Annotated in this window: 16 protein-coding genes; 9 read left to right on the plus strand and 7 right to left on the minus strand. The window is 46.4% G+C overall.

The window, feature by feature from the left end:
- A complete protein-coding gene (locus ACYVD4_RS10710; protein ID WP_460945318.1) occupies positions 1–2037 on the plus strand; it encodes a beta strand repeat-containing protein in 2037 nt (678 codons plus the stop codon).
- Positions 2038–2207: 170 nt separating this feature from the next.
- Here ACYVD4_RS10710 and ACYVD4_RS10715 read toward each other — a convergent pair whose 3' ends face one another.
- Complete coding sequence (locus ACYVD4_RS10715; RefSeq protein ID WP_460946205.1) at positions 2208–3542, minus strand: Nramp family divalent metal transporter; 1335 nt, start codon at positions 3540–3542, stop codon at positions 2208–2210.
- 191 nt (positions 3543–3733) lie between these two features.
- Between ACYVD4_RS10715 and ACYVD4_RS10720 the strand changes: the two genes are divergently transcribed.
- From ACYVD4_RS10720 to ACYVD4_RS10750, 7 genes are all read left to right on the plus strand, one after another.
- Entirely contained in the window at positions 3734–4396 is a 663-nt protein-coding gene (locus tag ACYVD4_RS10720) for a metal-dependent transcriptional regulator (protein WP_460945320.1), read from the plus strand.
- 33 nt (positions 4397–4429) lie between these two features.
- On the plus strand, positions 4430–5506 hold the full coding sequence (locus tag ACYVD4_RS10725) for an LptF/LptG family permease (protein ID WP_460945322.1): 1077 nt from the start codon (positions 4430–4432) through the stop codon (positions 5504–5506).
- A gap of 79 nt (positions 5507–5585) precedes the next feature.
- Entirely contained in the window at positions 5586–6530 is a 945-nt protein-coding gene (locus tag ACYVD4_RS10730; RefSeq protein WP_460945324.1) for a DMT family transporter, read from the plus strand.
- Positions 6531–6594: 64 nt separating this feature from the next.
- Positions 6595–8025: a DUF6056 family protein gene (locus ACYVD4_RS10735; RefSeq protein ID WP_460945326.1), complete on the plus strand. Its 1431-nt coding sequence runs from the start codon at positions 6595–6597 to the stop codon at positions 8023–8025.
- 5 nt (positions 8026–8030) lie between these two features.
- Complete coding sequence (locus tag ACYVD4_RS10740) at positions 8031–8786, plus strand: glycosyltransferase (protein WP_460945328.1); 756 nt, start codon at positions 8031–8033, stop codon at positions 8784–8786.
- Positions 8787–8811: 25 nt separating this feature from the next.
- Positions 8812–10563: a hypothetical protein gene (locus ACYVD4_RS10745; protein ID WP_460945331.1), complete on the plus strand. Its 1752-nt coding sequence runs from the start codon at positions 8812–8814 to the stop codon at positions 10561–10563.
- A 20-nt stretch (positions 10564–10583) separates the two neighbouring features.
- Positions 10584–12119 (plus strand): MBOAT family O-acyltransferase, encoded by a 1536-nt coding sequence (locus ACYVD4_RS10750; protein WP_460945334.1) that lies wholly within the window; start codon positions 10584–10586, stop codon positions 12117–12119.
- Positions 12120–12138: 19 nt separating this feature from the next.
- On the opposite strand, the gene ACYVD4_RS10755 is transcribed toward ACYVD4_RS10750, so the two are convergent.
- Positions 12139–12834, minus strand: a complete 696-nt coding sequence (locus ACYVD4_RS10755) for a nucleotidyl transferase AbiEii/AbiGii toxin family protein (protein ID WP_460945336.1) — start codon at positions 12832–12834, stop codon at positions 12139–12141.
- The gene (locus ACYVD4_RS10760) at positions 12827–13387 is read right to left on the minus strand and encodes a hypothetical protein (protein ID WP_460945337.1); all 561 of its coding nucleotides are present in this window, start codon (positions 13385–13387) and stop codon (positions 12827–12829) included. Before ACYVD4_RS10760 ends, ACYVD4_RS10755 begins: the two co-directional genes overlap by 8 nt.
- A gap of 311 nt (positions 13388–13698) precedes the next feature.
- Between ACYVD4_RS10760 and ACYVD4_RS10765 the strand changes: the two genes are divergently transcribed.
- The gene (locus ACYVD4_RS10765) at positions 13699–14481 is read left to right on the plus strand and encodes an FkbM family methyltransferase (protein WP_460945338.1); all 783 of its coding nucleotides are present in this window, start codon (positions 13699–13701) and stop codon (positions 14479–14481) included.
- A gap of 52 nt (positions 14482–14533) precedes the next feature.
- Here the strand turns inward: ACYVD4_RS10765 and msrB are convergent, their stop codons facing one another.
- From msrB to prmC, 4 genes are all read right to left on the minus strand, one after another.
- Positions 14534–15034, minus strand: a complete 501-nt coding sequence (msrB, locus tag ACYVD4_RS10770) for a peptide-methionine (R)-S-oxide reductase MsrB (protein ID WP_460945339.1) — start codon at positions 15032–15034, stop codon at positions 14534–14536.
- Positions 15035–15129: 95 nt separating this feature from the next.
- Positions 15130–16107 carry an AAA family ATPase gene (locus tag ACYVD4_RS10775; protein ID WP_460945340.1) on the minus strand — a complete coding sequence of 326 codons (978 nt, stop codon included), beginning with the start codon at positions 16105–16107 and terminating at the stop codon, positions 15130–15132.
- Positions 16108–16222: 115 nt separating this feature from the next.
- The gene (locus ACYVD4_RS10780; RefSeq protein WP_460945341.1) at positions 16223–16474 is read right to left on the minus strand and encodes a four helix bundle protein; all 252 of its coding nucleotides are present in this window, start codon (positions 16472–16474) and stop codon (positions 16223–16225) included.
- A 245-nt stretch (positions 16475–16719) separates the two neighbouring features.
- Complete coding sequence (gene prmC / locus ACYVD4_RS10785) at positions 16720–17568, minus strand: peptide chain release factor N(5)-glutamine methyltransferase (RefSeq protein WP_460945343.1); 849 nt, start codon at positions 17566–17568, stop codon at positions 16720–16722.
- Between the last annotated feature and the right edge of the window lie 30 nt (positions 17569–17598).

Here is a 17598-nt window from a genome sequence, read left to right on the forward strand (position 1 = left end):
ATGAAAAAACTTCTTTATCTGATTCCGCTACTGATAGGACATTCGTTACTAGCGCAGACCAACTACGTTGCCAACTCGGCCAATTCGGGCAGTCCCGGCACAAACAACACGCTGATAGGTCCTTCAGCAGGAGCGAATACTACGTCGGGGAATAATAACGCATTTGTGGGCTTCGGAGCGGGTACACAAAATACAACAGGCTCTTATAATGCGTTTTTGGGAGGATTGGCCGGTTTTAATAATACCACAGGCAATAACAACTCGTTCATGGGATTCTATGCGGGATACACGAATACATTGGGTGGAGACAATACCTTTTTAGGGTTTAACTCGGGTTACTTTAATACTACAGGAGGAGGTAATACATTTATAGGATCGATATCGGGCCTTAGAAACACAATCGGTTACCAAAATTCTTTTCTTGGAAGCAATGCAGGCTCAGCCAATACAACAGGTTATAACAACTCCTTTATAGGAACTAGTGCAGGCTTTAGTAATACGACCGGGAATCAGAATACCTTCTTGGGAGGATATGCAGGAATGGCGAATACAACAGCTAATAGTAATTCATTTATTGGATTTAGCGCAGGCTCAAACAACACAACGGGTGATAAAAACGCTTTTTTTGGCGCCAATGCGGGGAATGCCAATACAACGGGCGTTAATAATGTGTTTACGGGCTATCGGGCTGGGTATTCAAATACGAGGGGAGATTCCAATTTATTTACGGGCCATCAGGCAGGTTTTTCAAATACCACGGGTCATCGTAACGTCTTTCTGGGCAGTTTAGCAGGTTTTAGAAATGAAATAGGTAATGATAACGTCGTTATTGGCGATTCGGCGGGGTATAATAACACCGTATCAGGTAATCTGTTTCTGGGGTCAAAAGCAGGTGTTGCTAACACTGTAGGAAATGGTAATGCTTTTTTAGGGTATCAGGCTGGTTTTTCCAATATATCTGGCGCGGCAAACGTGTTTTTAGGACATCAGGCGGGGTATAGTAATACAACCGGGCTGGGAAATTTGTTTCTGGGGCAACAGGCTGGGGCAAATAGCAACGGTTCATACAACTTGTTCATGGGCAATGGGTCGGGTAGTGGCAACACAATCGGAACGGGAAATACAGCCATTGGCGATGGAGCATTTCTCAACAGTACTAACGGTGAAGAAAATACCGCTATTGGCCGTTATGCCGGAATCAATAATACAACGGGCTCGAAAAATACATTTATTGGGGTAGCCGCTACCAATCCGCCCGGTAGTGGAACGCTCACCAACTCAACGGCTATTGGCTACAATGCGTCTGTAACGGCTTCTAATGCGCTGATTCTGGGCAACAACAGTGTAAATGTTGGTATCGGAAACACGGCTCCTCAAAACAAACTGGAGATTACGAAAGGTGCGCCTAACCAGTCGGGGCTACGGTTTACGAATTTGACCAGTGCTTCGCCAGCCAGTCTGCTGAATCAGCATAAATTTCTGAGTGTGAACGAAAATGGCGACGTAGTAATGGCGAGCGCAAATGGATCAGCCCGTGAAGGAGTAACCGAATCATATTGGCAACGTAGCGGTCAGCATTTGCAGAACACACAGGGCGAAGCGGTAATCATTGGCAGCAACGTAGCAAAAACGCCAGCAGGTTATAAGCTTTACGTTGAGGAAGGTGTATTGACCGAAAAAGTGAAAGTCGCCATCAAAAATACCGACGAGTGGAGCGATAAAGTATTTGACGAAGGCTATCGGTTACGGGGTCTGTCAGAAGTTGAGCAGTACGTTAAAGACCATAAACATCTGCCGGGTATTCCGAGTGCGGGCGACGTAGTAGAACAGGGTATCGATCTGGGGCAGATGAACGCCAAACTGTTGGAAAAGATTGAAGAATTGACGCTCTACGTGATCGACCTGAAAAAAAATAACGAGCAGTTGTACCAGTCTAACCGTAGTATACAACAGCAAAACCAGCTTATCAAACGCCAGTTAAACCGATTGGCTCATGATACGTATCAGTTGAAGAAACGTGCACAGACTGCAAAGTAATACCCCAACCTCTCAATAAAATCGTTATTCGGCAGTCTATATTTCTAGATAAACTGACGAGCGGAAAATTGAGGTAAATAGTTTTATTCTATCCCCACCTAAAGTTTAGCGCGGCCTCTTTACTCAATAATTGAGTAAAGAGGCCGCGCTATTTTAATCGTGTTTCTAGGCTACATGATTGTATCCCAGAGCAAATAGCCGTTGAGACAGATAATAATCGTGGCTACTACCCAAGAGGTAACTTTCATCCAACCGGGATTTACGAAGCGGCCCATTTTGAGCTTATCACTGGTAAATTGGACTAATGGTACAACGGCAAAGCTCAATTGAAGGGATAAAATTACCTGACTTAATACCAGCAACTCACTGGTTCCATGTTCGCCATAGATAATGGCAACAACAAGGGCGGGAACAATGGCTAGTAGTCTGGTAATCAGTCGGCGTATCCAGGGTTTTAGGCGTAGATTCAGAAAACCTTCCATCACAATTTGCCCGGCTAACGTACCGGTTAGCGTAGAGTTTTGGCCCGAGGCCAGTAGCGCAACGGCAAACAGAATACCTGCTAGTTTGACGCCTAGAATAGGGTCGAGCAGGCGGTGCGCATCGGTAATATCGGCTACGTTCAGATTGCCCGACGTATGGAACGCAGCAGCCGATAAAATTAAAATGGCTGCGTTGATGAAAAACGCGAGAAACAACGAAACGGTTGAGTCGATGGTAGCGAATTTGATGGCTGATTTACGTCCAGCATCGTCACGGTCAAAATCACGGGTTTGTACGATGCTCGAATGTAGATACAAGTTGTGCGGCATTACCGTAGCACCCAGAATACCAATAGCGATATACAGCATTCCGGGATTGGTAACGACTTCAGGCCGGGGCACTAATCCATCCACAATGCTGGAAAAGGCTGGTTGCGAAACAATAAGTTCGTAGGAAAAACAACCCAGAATCAAAAAGATAAGGCTGGCTACGATACGTTCCAGCAGTTGAAATCCTTTATTCTGAAGATATAAAAGTAGCAGTACGTCGAGAGCAGTAATCAAAATGCCGACAGTAAGGGGTAAGCCAAACAACAGATTCAGGGCAATGGCTGAACCAATCACTTCGGCCAGATCGGTAGCGGCAATGGCGATTTCGGCCAGCACCCAGAGCATAAACGCTGTCGGACGACTGTAGTGGTCGCGGCAGGCCTGCGCCAGATCGCGCCCGGTGGCAATGCCTAATTTTAAAGAAAGATGCTGCAACAGCATGGCAAACAGATTGGAAATCATCACTACCGACAGCAGCCGGTAGCCAAACTGTGCGCCACCAGCAATATCGGTTGCCCAGTTGCCGGGGTCCATATAACCAACGGCCACCATCAGTCCGGGGCCAAAGTAGGCCATCAGCGTCTTGAAAAAACCGCTGTTTTTTGGTACGTGAACCGACCCATGCACATCGGGCAACGAATGATCGTTTTCGTTCGCCTGTACTTTTTTTAGTAACGTATTGGTCGCTTCCATTCGACTCAGGTCTTTTGTATTCATCACGTTCCTTAATAATCAGACGTATGGCTTAGGAACGGTACAAATGTAAGGAATATTTAAATAAAAATTTAGGCTAGTCTAAATTTTTAGAAAGTTTAACATAAAAACTACCTTTGTGGCCAAACTGTTTTCATTTATTTAGCTGTTTACTGAAGTAGTGCCGTTTTATGCTGTCGTTCACCGAAGAAAATTATCTAAAAACGATTTACTATCTGGCTAGCCGACAGGAAGGCGAGGTAAGCACGAATGCGTTAGCAGAAATGACAGCTACCAAGGCGGCTTCGGTTACGGATATGCTTCGAAAATTGGCTGATAAACAGTTGATTCACTATAAAAAATACCAAGGTGTTCGGCTGACAGAAGAGGGCCAGCGGCTGGCTCTGCAAATTATTCGACGCCATCGGCTCTGGGAAGTTTTTCTGGTTGAAAAGCTGGGATTTGGCTGGGACGCTGTGCATGAAATTGCTGAGGAACTGGAACATATTCGGTCTGAAGAACTGGTGGCCCGTTTAGATACGTATTTAGGCTGTCCGCAGTTTGATCCGCATGGTGACCCCATTCCAACATCGGCCGGGCAGATGCCCCAGACGGGTTATCAGAAGCTGTCGGATGTAACAATGGAACAGCAAGCTCAACTGATGGGCGTATTGGAACATTCGACCGAATTTCTGCAACATTTAGACCATTTGAACCTGACGCTTGGTTGTTTTGTAATCGTTCTGGAAACAAACGCCTTCGACAAGTCATTGCTGATTCGGCTCGAAAGTGGACGTACTGTTTTTGTTAGTCACGAAGTGGCGAAAAATTTATTAGTCGATGAAAGCCGCTAGTTGTCGGTCGACGGATTACTGCCAACTCCTTTTATGAAATTATTAGACTGGTATATACTTAAGCGTTTTCTACAGACCTACATCTTCGTGGTGCTGGTGATTGTATTGGTGGTTGTGATGATCGATTACACCGAAAAAGTCGACAATTTTCACAAAAACAACGCGCCAGCCGCCGAGATTCTAGGGAGCTATTATCTCAATTTTATTCCCTACTGGGCTAATTACATCAGTCCGCTGATGGTCTTTATCGCAACGGTTTTTCTAACCTCACGATTGGCGGCACGTACTGAAATTATTGCGATTCTGAGTAGTGGGGTGAGTTTTATCCGTCTGCTGTTTCCCTACGTATTAGGCGCATCGGTATTGGCTGTACTGACCTATTTTATGGTCAATTACATTATTCCGAAGGCCAATAAAACCCGCATCGCCTTCGAGATAAAATACATCAACGATGCCTATACGTATTCAGGACGTAACGTACACCTGAAAATTGCGCCCAATACGTATGCATATCTGGAAAGCTACAGCAACCAGAGCAATACGGGCTACCGATTCACGCTGGAAAAAGTCGAGGGAAATCAGCTTAAGCAAAAACTCTCGGCCGACCGTATTGAGTGGGATGCCAAAAAGAAAAAATGGACCGTTTACGACTATAAAATTCGTGACATCAAAGGACAGCTTGAGACACTGACACCCGGTAGCCGTATAGATACGACGCTGAATCTGAAACCCGATGATTTCGATTCCGATTTCAACCTGTTCGAAACCCTCACTCGTCCAGAGTTAAACAAACACATTGCTCTGTTGCAAAGCCGGGGTTCTGACGGTCTGGAAACCTATCTCCTCGAAAAATACAGCCGCGACACGCGCCCGTTTGCCATTATTATTCTGACCGTGATTGGCGTTATTATGTCGGCCCGGAAAAGTCGGCGTGGCGTTGGCTGGCAAGTGGCGCTGGGTTTCTTTCTGGCCTTTACCTATCTGTTGTTCTTTATGTTAGCCAAAGGTATTGCCGAATCGGGCAACCTGAATCCGATTGTGGCGGTTTGGCTTCCAAACGCTATTTTTGCAGGCATTGGGGTATTATTGTATAACACAATACCAAGGTAATAGGAGTGAGGAGCGAGAAGTGAGGAGCCATTCGGTAGTAAAAAGGCTCCTCACTTCTCGCTCCTCACTCCTCACTTCTATGAAAAATTCGCCTTCCCTGACAGATTATTTTCAACTCCATTTTATCGTTCTGATCTGGGGATTTACAGCTATTCTGGGGAAATTGCTCGAACCGCTCGATTCATCGGCGGTTGTTTTGTTTCGGACTTTGCTGGCCGTACTCGGACTAGCCGCTATTTTATTTGCCCGTCGACAAAGCTTCGACGTAGCGCCTAAAGATCGCTGGCGTTTGCTGGCTACGGGTGGACTAATTGGCTTACACTGGGTATTGTTTTTTCTGGCCGCCCGACTTGCCAACGTATCGGTTTGTCTGGCCGGAATGGCCACCAGTTCACTTTGGGCTAGTGTGCTGGAACCGATTGTGTTACGTCGACGGGTTCGCCTGATTGAAGTTGTTTTGGGCGTAGTAGTACTGCTGGGGCTTTACGTGATTTTTCGCTTCGAGTTCGACAAAGTGGCCGGACTTACCGTAGCTGTACTGTCGGCGATGATGTCGGCCCTGTTTACGATTATCAACAGTCGCTTTACACACCGCTACGACGCATTGGTTATTTCGTTCTATGAAATGGCGGGTGCCGTTGTTGGAGCGTTTATTTTATGGCTGTTGGCGCAACAAATCGACGTAGCGTCCGTCGGAAGTGTTCAATACGTACCCACTACGGCGGGGCAATGGCTTTGGTTATTGGTGCTGTCGCTGGTATGTACGGTATACGCTTACTCAGTTGGTGTGCGCCTGTTAAGAAAGTTTTCACCCTATCTGGCCATATTAACTGTAAATTTGGAGCCGGTATATGGTATTGTACTGGCTGTACTGATTTTTGGAAATTCGGAACGAATGACGCCGGGTTTTTACATCGGTACACTGGTAATTCTGGCGGCTGTACTGGCATATCCGTTTTTGAATAAACAATTATCCAAAACCACCACGCCCACAGGGGGCGATTTGGAAATAGACTTGAATTAAGGTTTCGGGTTAATTAATGCAGGCAAAACCTGTCGTGAAAAATCTGAACCGATAAAAACTTTGCATGAAACATCCGCTTCTTGACCGGCTGGCGACCATAACCGTTGTACTGTTATTTCTGCTGGCTTACATACCGTTGCTCGTGCTTTCATTGCACAATCATCCATCACCCGCCGACGATTTTTGTTTTGCTGATACAACACTACGTTATGGATTCTGGTCGGCGCAGAACTATTACTACAATGGCTGGACGGGTCGCTATTTTTCGAATATGCTGGTGCATGGAAGTCCGCTCGTCTGGGGTTGGTACGATGGCTATCGGTTTATTCCGGCCTTGATGGTCACCGCTTTATTGCTTGTGCTGTATGGTTTTGTGAATGAAATGCTACGTACCGAATCGCTGAAAACAAAGCTGATTGCTACCGCTACGTTGTTTTTTCTGATGATACTGGCAATGAGCAGCACGGTCGAAGCCTTCTTCTGGACGGCGGCTATTGCTACGTATACCGTACCCACGATTCTGACGATCTATCTGCTCACCGTTATCAGCCGCTGGTATCGATTACCGAACGGGCCGATTCGGATACTTACGGCTATTTGGGCGGGTTTTCTGGTATTTGCCAGTATTGGTTCGGGCGAAACCAATTTGATTCTGTTGCTTTTGTTGTTGCTTTCTATAGCCGGCTATCGTTTACTGTTTCTACGTACATTCGATCCGTTACTGGCCTGGCTGGTTTTAGTTGCTTTTGTTTCGGCCTGGTTACTTTTCCGGGCACCGGGTAATGCCATTCGTATGGGCGGCAATCCGCATAGTGGCGAAATCGTTACGTCGATGGTTTCGTCGTTTAAATGGCTTGCGCGCTGGGTTGCTACGTGGCTCGTGAAAACGCCGATTTTGCCGTTGTCAATTCTTTATCTGCCCATTGCGCGTCGGCTAGTCCGTTCGGGGAGCCCGATACGTGAATTGTTTATGCTTCCGACGGGTCTGCTCACCCTGATTTATATCGGTATTCTGGCGGCCACTATTTTTCCGTCGTATTATGGCATCGGTATTCCTCCGTTCGACCGAACTATGAACGTACTGTTTATTTTCTTTACGTTGGGATGGTTCTACACGCTAACAGTTTGGATTGGCTGGTTCGAACGTCGGGGGCGGTTACCGGCCATACAAGTAGGTTCGGTGGCTTTGCTGGTTGTGGCTGGTGTTTGGATTGCCGGTAGTATCTGGTTCAGTAAATCGCTGACACAGCTTTATAAAGACTGGCTGAGCGGAAATGCCGCTACATTCGACCGGGAAATGACCGTGCGGCACGAGAAATTAATTCAACCGTCCGATACGCTTCGGCTGGGCCCTATCAGCGTGTATCCACCTAGTTTGTTTATCGAAGACATTAAACCGGAGCAAAAACACTGGTGGAATCGCTGTCATGCAGGCTATTATAATCATAAAATAATTATTCTTGACTCAACCCTCACCGCAACTGCTCATCGCTAACGTCCATGTCGTCTGTCTGTATTATTGTTCCCTGCTATAATGAAGCTGCACGACTTGAGTCTGACGTGTTCGTAGCCTACGTTCAACAAGTACCGAACGTTCATTTCTGCTTTGTTGATGATGGTAGTGCCGACGGTACCAGCAACGTACTAAAACAATTGGCAGCCCGTCAGCCCGACCGGATCGAAGCGCTGATTTTACCGCAAAATCAAGGGAAAGCCGGTGCCGTACGAGCCGGAATGCTTCATTGTGTAACGAAGTCGTTTGATTATCTGGGCTATTTCGACGCTGATCTGGCCACGCCATTGCCAGCTATTGCCGATTTGACCGAAGCGCTGGATAAAAAGCCCACGGTTGATATTGTGATGGGTTCGCGGATCAAACATTTGGGAGCCGATATTCAACGCACCTTGTTCCGTCATTACGTGGGCCGGGTCATTGCTACGTTTATCAGTAATATTCTGAGTTTACCCGTATACGATACGCAGTGTGGAGCGAAATTGATCCGAAGTAACGTAGTAAGTACGTTGTTTACCGACCAATTTATCAGCCCGTGGCTGTTCGATGTGGAGTTACTGGCTAGATATATTCAACGCAACGGGCGGCCAGCCACACTGGAGCGTGTAGTCGAACATCCGTTGCGGCAATGGATTGAGCAAAGTGACTCACGACTTAGTTCAACCTATGTGTTTCGGATGTGGTATGAACTGTACAGAATCCATCGAACGTATAAAAAAGGTTCCGGTTCTCCTGTCAACTAATGATTCTGGAACAGCTAACGCTTTTATGACAAAACTGTATCGACTGCTGGCTATTCGGCCACTCACCATAGTGCTGATTGTTTTACCCATTGCCGGATTTTGGGTTTACTTTTTTGCATTACGTCACAACATTCCGTTTCTGGACGAATTCGAAAGTATTCCCTATTTTCTGAACCGATTTCTGGATGCCAGTACGTTCAACGAAGCGATGGGCGCGCTGCTACGTCCGAACAACGAACACCGCGTTGTTTACGCACGATTGGTAGTGCTAGGGCAGTATTTCCTGACGGGCGGACTGAATTTCGGCAACCTGATGCTCTGGGGGAATGCCTCGCTGGTGGTTATTTTTTACCTGCTTTATCGGGTGCTACGTCAGGCAGAAGTACAGCCGGGGTCAATGGTGTCGGGTCGGCGGTTGGGAAACAAAGCGTTAGTTGGGGTGATGGTGGCACCGTTGTTGCTCTTCATGGCTCAGAACTACCTGCTTACGTTCATGGCAATGAACACGTTGCAGTATCTGTCGCTCATCATGCTGGTGTTTATTACGTTTTACATACTGGTTGTTGACCATCCGGTTTGTCTGATTGGGGCGTTGGTATTGGGTATGTTTGCTACGTTCAGCATGGGCAATGGGATGTTGTTATGGCCAGCCGGAGCGGGTATGTTGCTGTTGCAACGGCGTTGGGGAGTGATGGGCATTTGGCTGGCTATAGGTGCATTAAGTATTTATCTATATTTTCTTGGTTATCCGGTGGAGCAAGGTAATACAGAAGGCTTTAGCTACGTAGTACAACATCCGCTGAAAACCATTGCAGGTTTCCTGATTTTTGCTGGAAGTGTTTTCGATTTGTTTCCCAATCTAACTTTTGAGAATCGCGTTTATCTGCCATTTATTGCTGGTTTGATTTTACTCATAGGATTAGGATACTGGCTTATTCAGACACTGTTGGCGGCTATTACCCGAAAAAATACCTCGTTTTTCGAGGTATATATGTTCGGCTGCTTGTTGTTCGTACTGGCCTGTATTGCGTTGGTAGCCGTATTTCGGTTGCGTATGTACTATAGCATTGTGCTACATACATCATACCGGACTAATGCTATGGTGTTATGGGCAGTTGCAAGTGTGCTATTATTCAGTCAGTTATCCGAAAAAAAACGGGAAAGATTATGGCCAGTTGTCTGGCTGTTGTTTCTTGCCTTGAACGTAGCAACCTACTTTACTTATGTACCGGAAGTGGCCGGACGCAAAAGACATTTACAGGGACTGACGTATAATCAGATACACAGCAATATTGGTCTGGGTGGAAGCCGAAATACGAATCTGGCCCGTTTCATATCGGAGCAACTGGATATCATGCATAAAAAAGGATGGTACGATATGCCTGATCCGGCCATTGCGTTGGGCGAAGAAAAACTGAGTGAACCGATGCCAGCCGCTGGGGTGAACCTCCCGCTTCGAATCGAAAAGCAACCCGACTTTATTGTCGTGGAAAGTGACGAGCCCGGTTATACAACTGGGCTCAACAAAGGCGCTTATCTGGTCCTGAAATCGGATAAACTAACGTACCTGATGTTTGCCGAACGAAAAAAGGTGCAGGGCCGAAATCCGTTTCGGGTACCGCCCGGTTTTTCGGTGCCGCTGCCGATTTACATGATGCAGGGCGGCCGCTATAGATTGGGCTTATTCAATACGTATCCCGACCGGACGGATATTCAATTTACAAATCAATACGTCGACGTACCGGCTACGGGCGGTTGGCCAACACAAAGTTTTTAAAAGACTGACGACTATAGGAAATGCTTTTTAATTCGCTTCAGTTCTTACTGTTTTTTATTGTCGTTACGCTCAGCTACTTCAGTCTGAAGTGGCAGGGACGCTGGATACTGTTGTTAGTAGCAAGCTGCTACTTCTACATGGTTTTCAAGCCCGCTTATTTTCTGATTCTGCTGTTCACCATCATTATCGATTACATTGCTGGTATCTGGATTGAAAAGACAACCGGGCCTGCGCGGAAGTGGCTGCTTATTATCTCGCTCATTTCAAACATCGGCATTTTAGCCTTTTTTAAATACCTCGGTTTTTTTACTGAAAACGTATCGCTGCTGTTTGAGAAATTAAACATGCCCGGCATTGCCAGCGAGGTTATGTTTCAGGGTAATCGGCTTTTTATTAAGGTGCTACATTTTTTCGGACAGGATGATATCAAGTCATTCAAGGAGAATGTCATTAGCATTTTGCCAGTAGGCTTGTCGTTTCATACGTTTCAGGCTATGAGCTATACTATTGAAGTATATCGTGGAAATCAGAAAGCTGAGCGGCATTTCGGGATATACGCGCTCTACGTTATGTTCTATCCCCAGTTAGTAGCTGGCCCGATCGAACGTCCGCAGAACGTATTATGGCAGTTTCATAAAACATTTCCCTACGATGCCGAGAACGTAAAAGCGGGCCTGATGCAAATGGCCTTCGGTCTATTCAAGAAGCTGGTTATTGCTGACCGATTGGCTATGCTCGTGGACCATACGTATGGACATCCCGATCAGCACAACGGCCTTACATTACTGGTTGCTACGGTGTTCTACACATTCCAGATTTACTGCGATTTTTCGGGCTATTCCGACGTAGCGATTGGGGCCGCGCGGGTGATGGGTTTCAACCTGATGGAGAATTTCCGGACGCCATACCTATCTCAGTCAATCTCGGAATTCTGGCGACGCTGGCACATTTCACTCTCGACCTGGTTCCGCGATTACCTGTACATCCCACTCGGCGGAAACCGAAAAGGCGAAGTGCGCCAATACCTGAACATGCTTATCGTGTTTCTGGCAAGTGGTCTCTGGCACGGTCCAAACTGGACATATGTGATCTGGGGTGGTTTGAATGGGTTGTATCAGGTACTGGCTGTGCTGCGGGACAAGTTTCTGGCGAAAGTCGGTCTTTCGCGAACATCGCCCGTTATGGCAACTTCACCGGTCAACGATAAAGAAAGTCGCAAATCGCCAGTGCGCGTGGTCGTAAACACACTCATTACGTTTACGCTCATTATGCTTACCTGGGTGTTTTTCCGCGCACGTAGCGTTGGCGATGCATTCCTGATTCTGAAACGTATTGGTACGTTGTCGTTCAGCGATCACATCGATACGCCAATGAACAGCACGGAGATGTGGTTCAGCTTCTTCCTGATAATTTTTCTACTGGTGAAAGAAGCTAAATTCCTGACCATCCCGACACGTAGCACGGTTGGTTTCGCTACGTTGTTTGTGCTGATTACGTTTGTTACGTATCTGTTCGGGGTTTTCTCGTCGAACCAGTTTATTTACTTTCAGTTCTAATTGGCCTGCTGCTACGTATCTATAACGTCGCGATTTCTTGCCAGATAGTAAGAATGCGGTCGGTACGTTTAACGGCTGTTCTAGATTCCAAATGAACTGAGATGCTTTCATGAATAGTCTGGCTGGTAATCAGCTTTGCGATCTCAGCTCGTAGATAAGATCGGACGGACTCTGGACTTTCTCGAATTTCATGGATCAATTCGACCCGGTTATCAAAGAGATAGATGATATCTTCAAAATCTGAGTTCCAGCGAGGGTCTCTACCGCGTCTAAACGAATTGAAAGCATCAAATTTAGTAGCGAGAAAATAAGGAGCTGAGAAAATGCGAATGGATTGCTGTTCGCTAATCGGATAGAATACCGCTTTAGCAACACCTTCTTTATACCAATGGTTACTAAAGCCCAGCACGTCAGGATCTGTAGGCATAACATCAACCGTTAGGCCGTGAATTTTGTAGCGGTAGATGAAGGTTGATGTTATATCATTTACAAAACCCAATTGGCGTAGCCGTTCGTCAACCTGAGTAGTGAACTCAGCATACGTACCAACTTTAACCACTACGTCTATATCTTCGGTAAAACGTTGTTCTGCTGCTGCTGAATCAGTTGTATAAAGACCAACAACAGCTCCCCCTACAAACACGACTTGATCGTTAAGTTCGGCCAGAGAGGCTGAGACTGTTCGAAGTACTTCCAGATTGGCGTAATTATTCATTCAATATCAATCTTTTTCGAAGTTCCTCAACTGCCAAACTTATTTCTCTTGCTTTGCCAACCCGTATAGTGTCGACTAGTGCCAGCATTTCATAGAGAAGTGAATCACTGGTTATTGCCTGCACCACAGTAGGATAGAGGGGCTCAATTGCCTGTCCCCGCACGCTGCCATCGGCACTCGGCCATACATAAGGCTCATTGGATTGTATAATTTCCGAAAGTGGTTTAGCGGAGTGAGCTGTAGGAAATCCCCGGACCAATGCCCCCGGTTGTTGGGGAAAGACATACTTAAGTCCATATTGCAAAAATTCGAAAAGAGCGTGTGCCATAACTCTCTTCTGGTCAGAATCATACAAACCTGCGAATGCCGAACGAGCTAACGATTCTGTCACTTCAGAAAAGCTAATTCCCAATTCAAGAGCTATATCTTTCTGTAAAAGAGAAAAAGAAATTATGCTTCCCTCAGACGATTTTTCTCTGTATCTTTTTGTATGGGCCGCAATCTTTAGCAGAATCAGTATATCCTGCGGACGCATGCCATTATGCTTTTTCATGATTTGCGATTCGCAAATTGCGAATTTCAAAAGTAACAGAGCATACATGAAAAGCAAAATTTATATTCATCCCGACACGTAGCACGGTTGGTTTCGCTACGTTGTTTGTGCTGATTACGTTTGTTACGTATCTGTTCGGGGTTTTCTCGTCGAACCAGTTTATTTACTTCCAGTTCTAGAAATCGGAAATAATTATCAATAATGTTTGTCTGGATAACTGACTTTTGGCAAACGGTAACGTCAAAAGTTTCATAGAGACGATTTCCTTTTAAAATCGTCGAAGTTATTGTTCACCAGCCAGCTTGTACATTTTGGGAAATACTACCGAATTCGCGAAGAAGTTATTGGGCATTCACCCGCAGCAGGGCGTAGAGTCGTTACCGACCGACCATATCGGGTCAACGTATCACGGCTACAATGTGCCTAAGGGTTTTCTGAATAGCCAGTCAATCTGTTATTGCATCGGCGCTGGTGATGATATTTCGTTCGATACGGAGCTGAAAGTGCAATATGACGCACAGGTGTTCATCTTCGACCCGATGCCTGAGGGGATTCTTCATTTCAAAAAACTGAAAGAATTCGCGAAGCACAATCAACTCCTGACCATTCACGGACAGGCACCCTTTACGTATCGAATTTCAGATGAGCAGCTCGATACCGTTACGTTCGTTGAGATTGGCGTATGGGATAAAAAGGAAATGCTGAAGTTCTACGAACCAACGCGGGAAGGCTATCCGTCGCATTCGGTGTATATGTTCAAGGAATCCGGCAAGTATATCGAAGCGCCCGTCGACCGACTAAACGCACTGATGCGCCAGTTGGGCCATACGACAGTCGATCTGGTTAAAATTGAAATTGAAGGAGCGGAATATACTGTTATCGACACCATTCTGGAAGATCAATTGGACGTGAAACTGATTCTGGTAGAGTTCGATGAAATTCACAATCCAACTGATAAAATGCATCATTTCCGAATCAAGAAAACCTGCGACAAACTTCGCAAAGCGGGCTACGTATTGATTCATTCGACCGATGAAATGAAACGCTCGTTTCTGCGGAGAGACGTATTTGAGAAATTGAGAGCGAGAAATTAGTCTGGATTCATTTCTGGCTAACATTCCGTAGCACCAACTTTTCGGAATCTATTCAGTTAAACGACAACGCTTCGCCATTGATGCAGTAGCGAAGTCCGGTAGGGTCGGGGCCGTCGTTGAAAACGTGGCCGAGATGGGCATCACAAACCGAGCAACGTACTTCGCTTCGATTCCCGTCGGGTTCGGTGTAGATGGCGTTCGGTACGTATGGTGCGTAGAAACTAGGCCAGCCGGTTCCCGATTCAAATTTAGTTTTTGAGGAAAAAAGCGGATTGTGGCAGCACACACAGGCATACGTACCAGCGCGATGTTCGTGCGTGAGTTCGCTGCTGTTTGGCCATTCTGTGCCACTCTCGCGGGTGATGTTGTATTGCGATCTTGTCAACAGTTTTTTCCATTCTGCATACGTTTTCTCAACACGTCTGTTACCCGGAGACGTAGCGCCAGCCGGGCGTTTGTGCGGTGGGCGAGGAGCGGCTATGAACGTACCATAACCCCAAAGAAGGCAAGTAATCAACGTAGCAATCAGCAGAAATAATCCGGTTGGTTTCATAAGTAAAGAGCGAAAGGCTGAATGAGCGAAAGACTGAAAGGCTGGCGTAAGCTTTTTGCGCTCTTTCGCTCATTCAGCCTTTTGCTCTTTAAAACTCACCGCCCAATGGCAACTTTTCGTAGAATGGAGTCAATCACCTGCAACGTAGTAACGCCATCAGCTTCGGCTTCGTAGTTGAGCATAATCCGGTGATTGAATACGTCGGGAGCCACTTCTTTAATATCTTCGGGCAATACGTAGTCGCGTCGGTCGAAATAGGCGAGGGCTTTGGCGGCTAGATTCAGGAAAATAGTTGCGCGGGGCGACACACCAAATTGAATATACCGGGCTTCGTCGCGGAGGTTGTATTCCAGCGGTCGGCGGGTGGCAAAAACGAGTTCAATAATATACCGCTCGAGCGTTTCCGAAATAGTGATGCTATTGATTTCGTTACGTATCGCCACCAGTTCCTCTTTGCCCAAAACAGGACGCACTTCGTAATCAAAATTCATGTTCGACATTCGGCGCATCACTTCCAGTTCTTCGTCTTTGCTCAGATAATCAACGAATACCTTCATCATAAACCGGTCGACCTGGGCTTCAGGAAGCGGATACGTGCCTTCCTGTTCAACTGGGTTTTGGGTGGCCAACACCAAAAAAGGACGATCAAGCAAAAACGTTTCTTCGCCGATGGTAACCTGCTTTTCCTGCATTGCTTCGAGTAGGGCCGACTGTACTTTGGCGGGCGAACGGTTCACTTCATCGGCCAGAATCAGATTGGCGAAAATAGGCCCCTGTTTTACCTCGAATTCAGCCGTTTTCTGATTGAAAATCATGGTGCCAATCAGGTCGGCAGGAAGCAAGTCAGGTGTAAACTGAATACGCTGGAAATCGAGTTCCAGAACTTTTGCCAATGTGTTAATTGTCAAAGTTTTAGCAAGTCCCGGTACGCCTTCTAGCAGAATGTGCCCGCCCGTAAACAGACCAATGAGTAGTCGGTTCAGCAGCCGTTCCTGCCCTACCACAACCTGACTCATTTCGCCGAAAACCTCGCGAATTTTACTGTGATATATAAATGAAGTGCCTGATTGCATTTTACTGAATTGTAAAGTTTTAGGTTCTAGAGTTGTAAGGTTTTAGAGTTATAAAGTTGTAGAGTTGCTTTCCGTATTCAACCCTATAACCCTACAACGCTATACCCAATAACTCTTATGAGCCCTGTGAATAGCGTCTTCCTTTGTTGTCGGTCTTATTTAAATAAAAAAGTAAACTGTCAATCATTCGGCTTACGATATCGCACTGTTCATACAACTCATCAAATTTCTCTTTGGTAATGTAGTGATTATCCAGTGAGCGGTAAAGCTGTGACTTAGCCTCCGTTCGTGAGCCTCGGGCAATCCCTAAAAATTGAACAAATTCTACCCGATTGCCGCGCCCGAAGCCTTCAGCTATGTTATCCATTACGGAGCCACCTGATCGACGAATCTGACGTTTTAAATCTAAATCATCCTGAAAACCTTATCGCGAATTGCCTGATGAATAGTACTGGATAAGAAACGTGCTTGCTGCCAGGCCTTGAGGTCTTCTAAACGGTTTACGATGGGCATTTTGAGTTATAAAGTTGTAAGGTTTTAAGACAGTAAAAACGATTTTGCGTCAACCAACCCTATAACTCTACAACCCTACAACTCTAGAACCGTATAACTTTAAAAAGTTGCCCGGATGCTCCGGTCTTTGCCGTGAATATCTTTGTAAACCTGAATGTTAGCAAAACCCCGCTCAATAAACACCTGCCGGGTGGCTTCGCCAAAACGTTCGTTGATTTCAACGTAGCAAGCCCCACTTTTGGTCAGGTATTTTGTGCAAAAATCGGCTACGGCTTTGTAGAATACCAGCGGATCGTTATCGTCGACGAATAGAGCAAGCCCCGGTTCGTAATCCAGTACATTCCGATCCATAACCGCAGCTTCCGAACGTGTTACGTAGGGCGGGTTACTGACCACACAATCGTATTGGCGCGAAAAATCGGCCGATACGTTCAGAATATCCTGTATCTCGAAATTAACATCAGCTTTCAGGTTGTCGGCGTTACGTTGTGCCAGCGTCAACGCCTGATCCGATACGTCCCAGCCTGTTACAACCGATTGGGGCAGAAAACGCGCTAACGTAATAGCAATACAGCCGCTGCCGGTACCTATATCCAGAATCGGTACGTCGTCGGTTCGATCAGCAAAATCGTGCATGATCAGCCGTACAAGATCTTCCGTTTCGGGGCGGGGAATCAGTACGTCGGGCGATACTTCGAATTCGAGTCCGCAGAAAATCGTGGTGCCGATAACGTGCTGAATGGGTTCCTGGCGATTTAGGCGTTCCAGAATCTTAAACCAGTCGGGCTCGGTCCGGTTCGGCGGAAGGGGCTTATCGGTCAGAACGTCGGTCTTGCGCAGGCCAAAGTAATGGTCGAGGAGCATAAAAGCCATTTCGCGCGCTTCCTCAGGCGGAAACGCCGTAATGTTCTTGCTTAGTCGGTCGTATAAAGGTTTGGCGGTTGCCATTCGGTTCTATCGGGTAATTTTGCCAAAAAT

The sequence above is a fragment of the Spirosoma daeguense genome (assembly GCF_054776875.1).

Coding starts and splice junctions, on each gene's coding strand:
- ACYVD4_RS10710 (WP_460945318.1), top strand. CDS start 1: ATGAAAAAACTTCTTTATCTGATTCCGCTACTGATAGGACATTCGTTA.
- ACYVD4_RS10715 (WP_460946205.1), bottom strand. CDS start 3,542: ATGGAAGCGACCAATACGTTACTAAAAAAAGTACAGGCGAACGAAAAC.
- ACYVD4_RS10720 (WP_460945320.1), top strand. CDS start 3,734: ATGCTGTCGTTCACCGAAGAAAATTATCTAAAAACGATTTACTATCTG.
- ACYVD4_RS10725 (WP_460945322.1), top strand. CDS start 4,430: ATGAAATTATTAGACTGGTATATACTTAAGCGTTTTCTACAGACCTAC.
- ACYVD4_RS10730 (WP_460945324.1), top strand. CDS start 5,586: ATGAAAAATTCGCCTTCCCTGACAGATTATTTTCAACTCCATTTTATC.
- ACYVD4_RS10735 (WP_460945326.1), top strand. CDS start 6,595: ATGAAACATCCGCTTCTTGACCGGCTGGCGACCATAACCGTTGTACTG.
- ACYVD4_RS10740 (WP_460945328.1), top strand. CDS start 8,031: ATGTCGTCTGTCTGTATTATTGTTCCCTGCTATAATGAAGCTGCACGA.
- ACYVD4_RS10745 (WP_460945331.1), top strand. CDS start 8,812: ATGACAAAACTGTATCGACTGCTGGCTATTCGGCCACTCACCATAGTG.
- ACYVD4_RS10750 (WP_460945334.1), top strand. CDS start 10,584: ATGCTTTTTAATTCGCTTCAGTTCTTACTGTTTTTTATTGTCGTTACG.
- ACYVD4_RS10755 (WP_460945336.1), bottom strand. CDS start 12,834: ATGAATAATTACGCCAATCTGGAAGTACTTCGAACAGTCTCAGCCTCT.
- ACYVD4_RS10760 (WP_460945337.1), bottom strand. CDS start 13,387: ATGAAAAAGCATAATGGCATGCGTCCGCAGGATATACTGATTCTGCTA.
- msrB (WP_460945339.1), bottom strand. CDS start 15,034: ATGAAACCAACCGGATTATTTCTGCTGATTGCTACGTTGATTACTTGC.
- ACYVD4_RS10775 (WP_460945340.1), bottom strand. CDS start 16,107: ATGCAATCAGGCACTTCATTTATATATCACAGTAAAATTCGCGAGGTT.
- ACYVD4_RS10780 (WP_460945341.1), bottom strand. CDS start 16,474: ATGGATAACATAGCTGAAGGCTTCGGGCGCGGCAATCGGGTAGAATTT.
- prmC (WP_460945343.1), bottom strand. CDS start 17,568: ATGGCAACCGCCAAACCTTTATACGACCGACTAAGCAAGAACATTACG.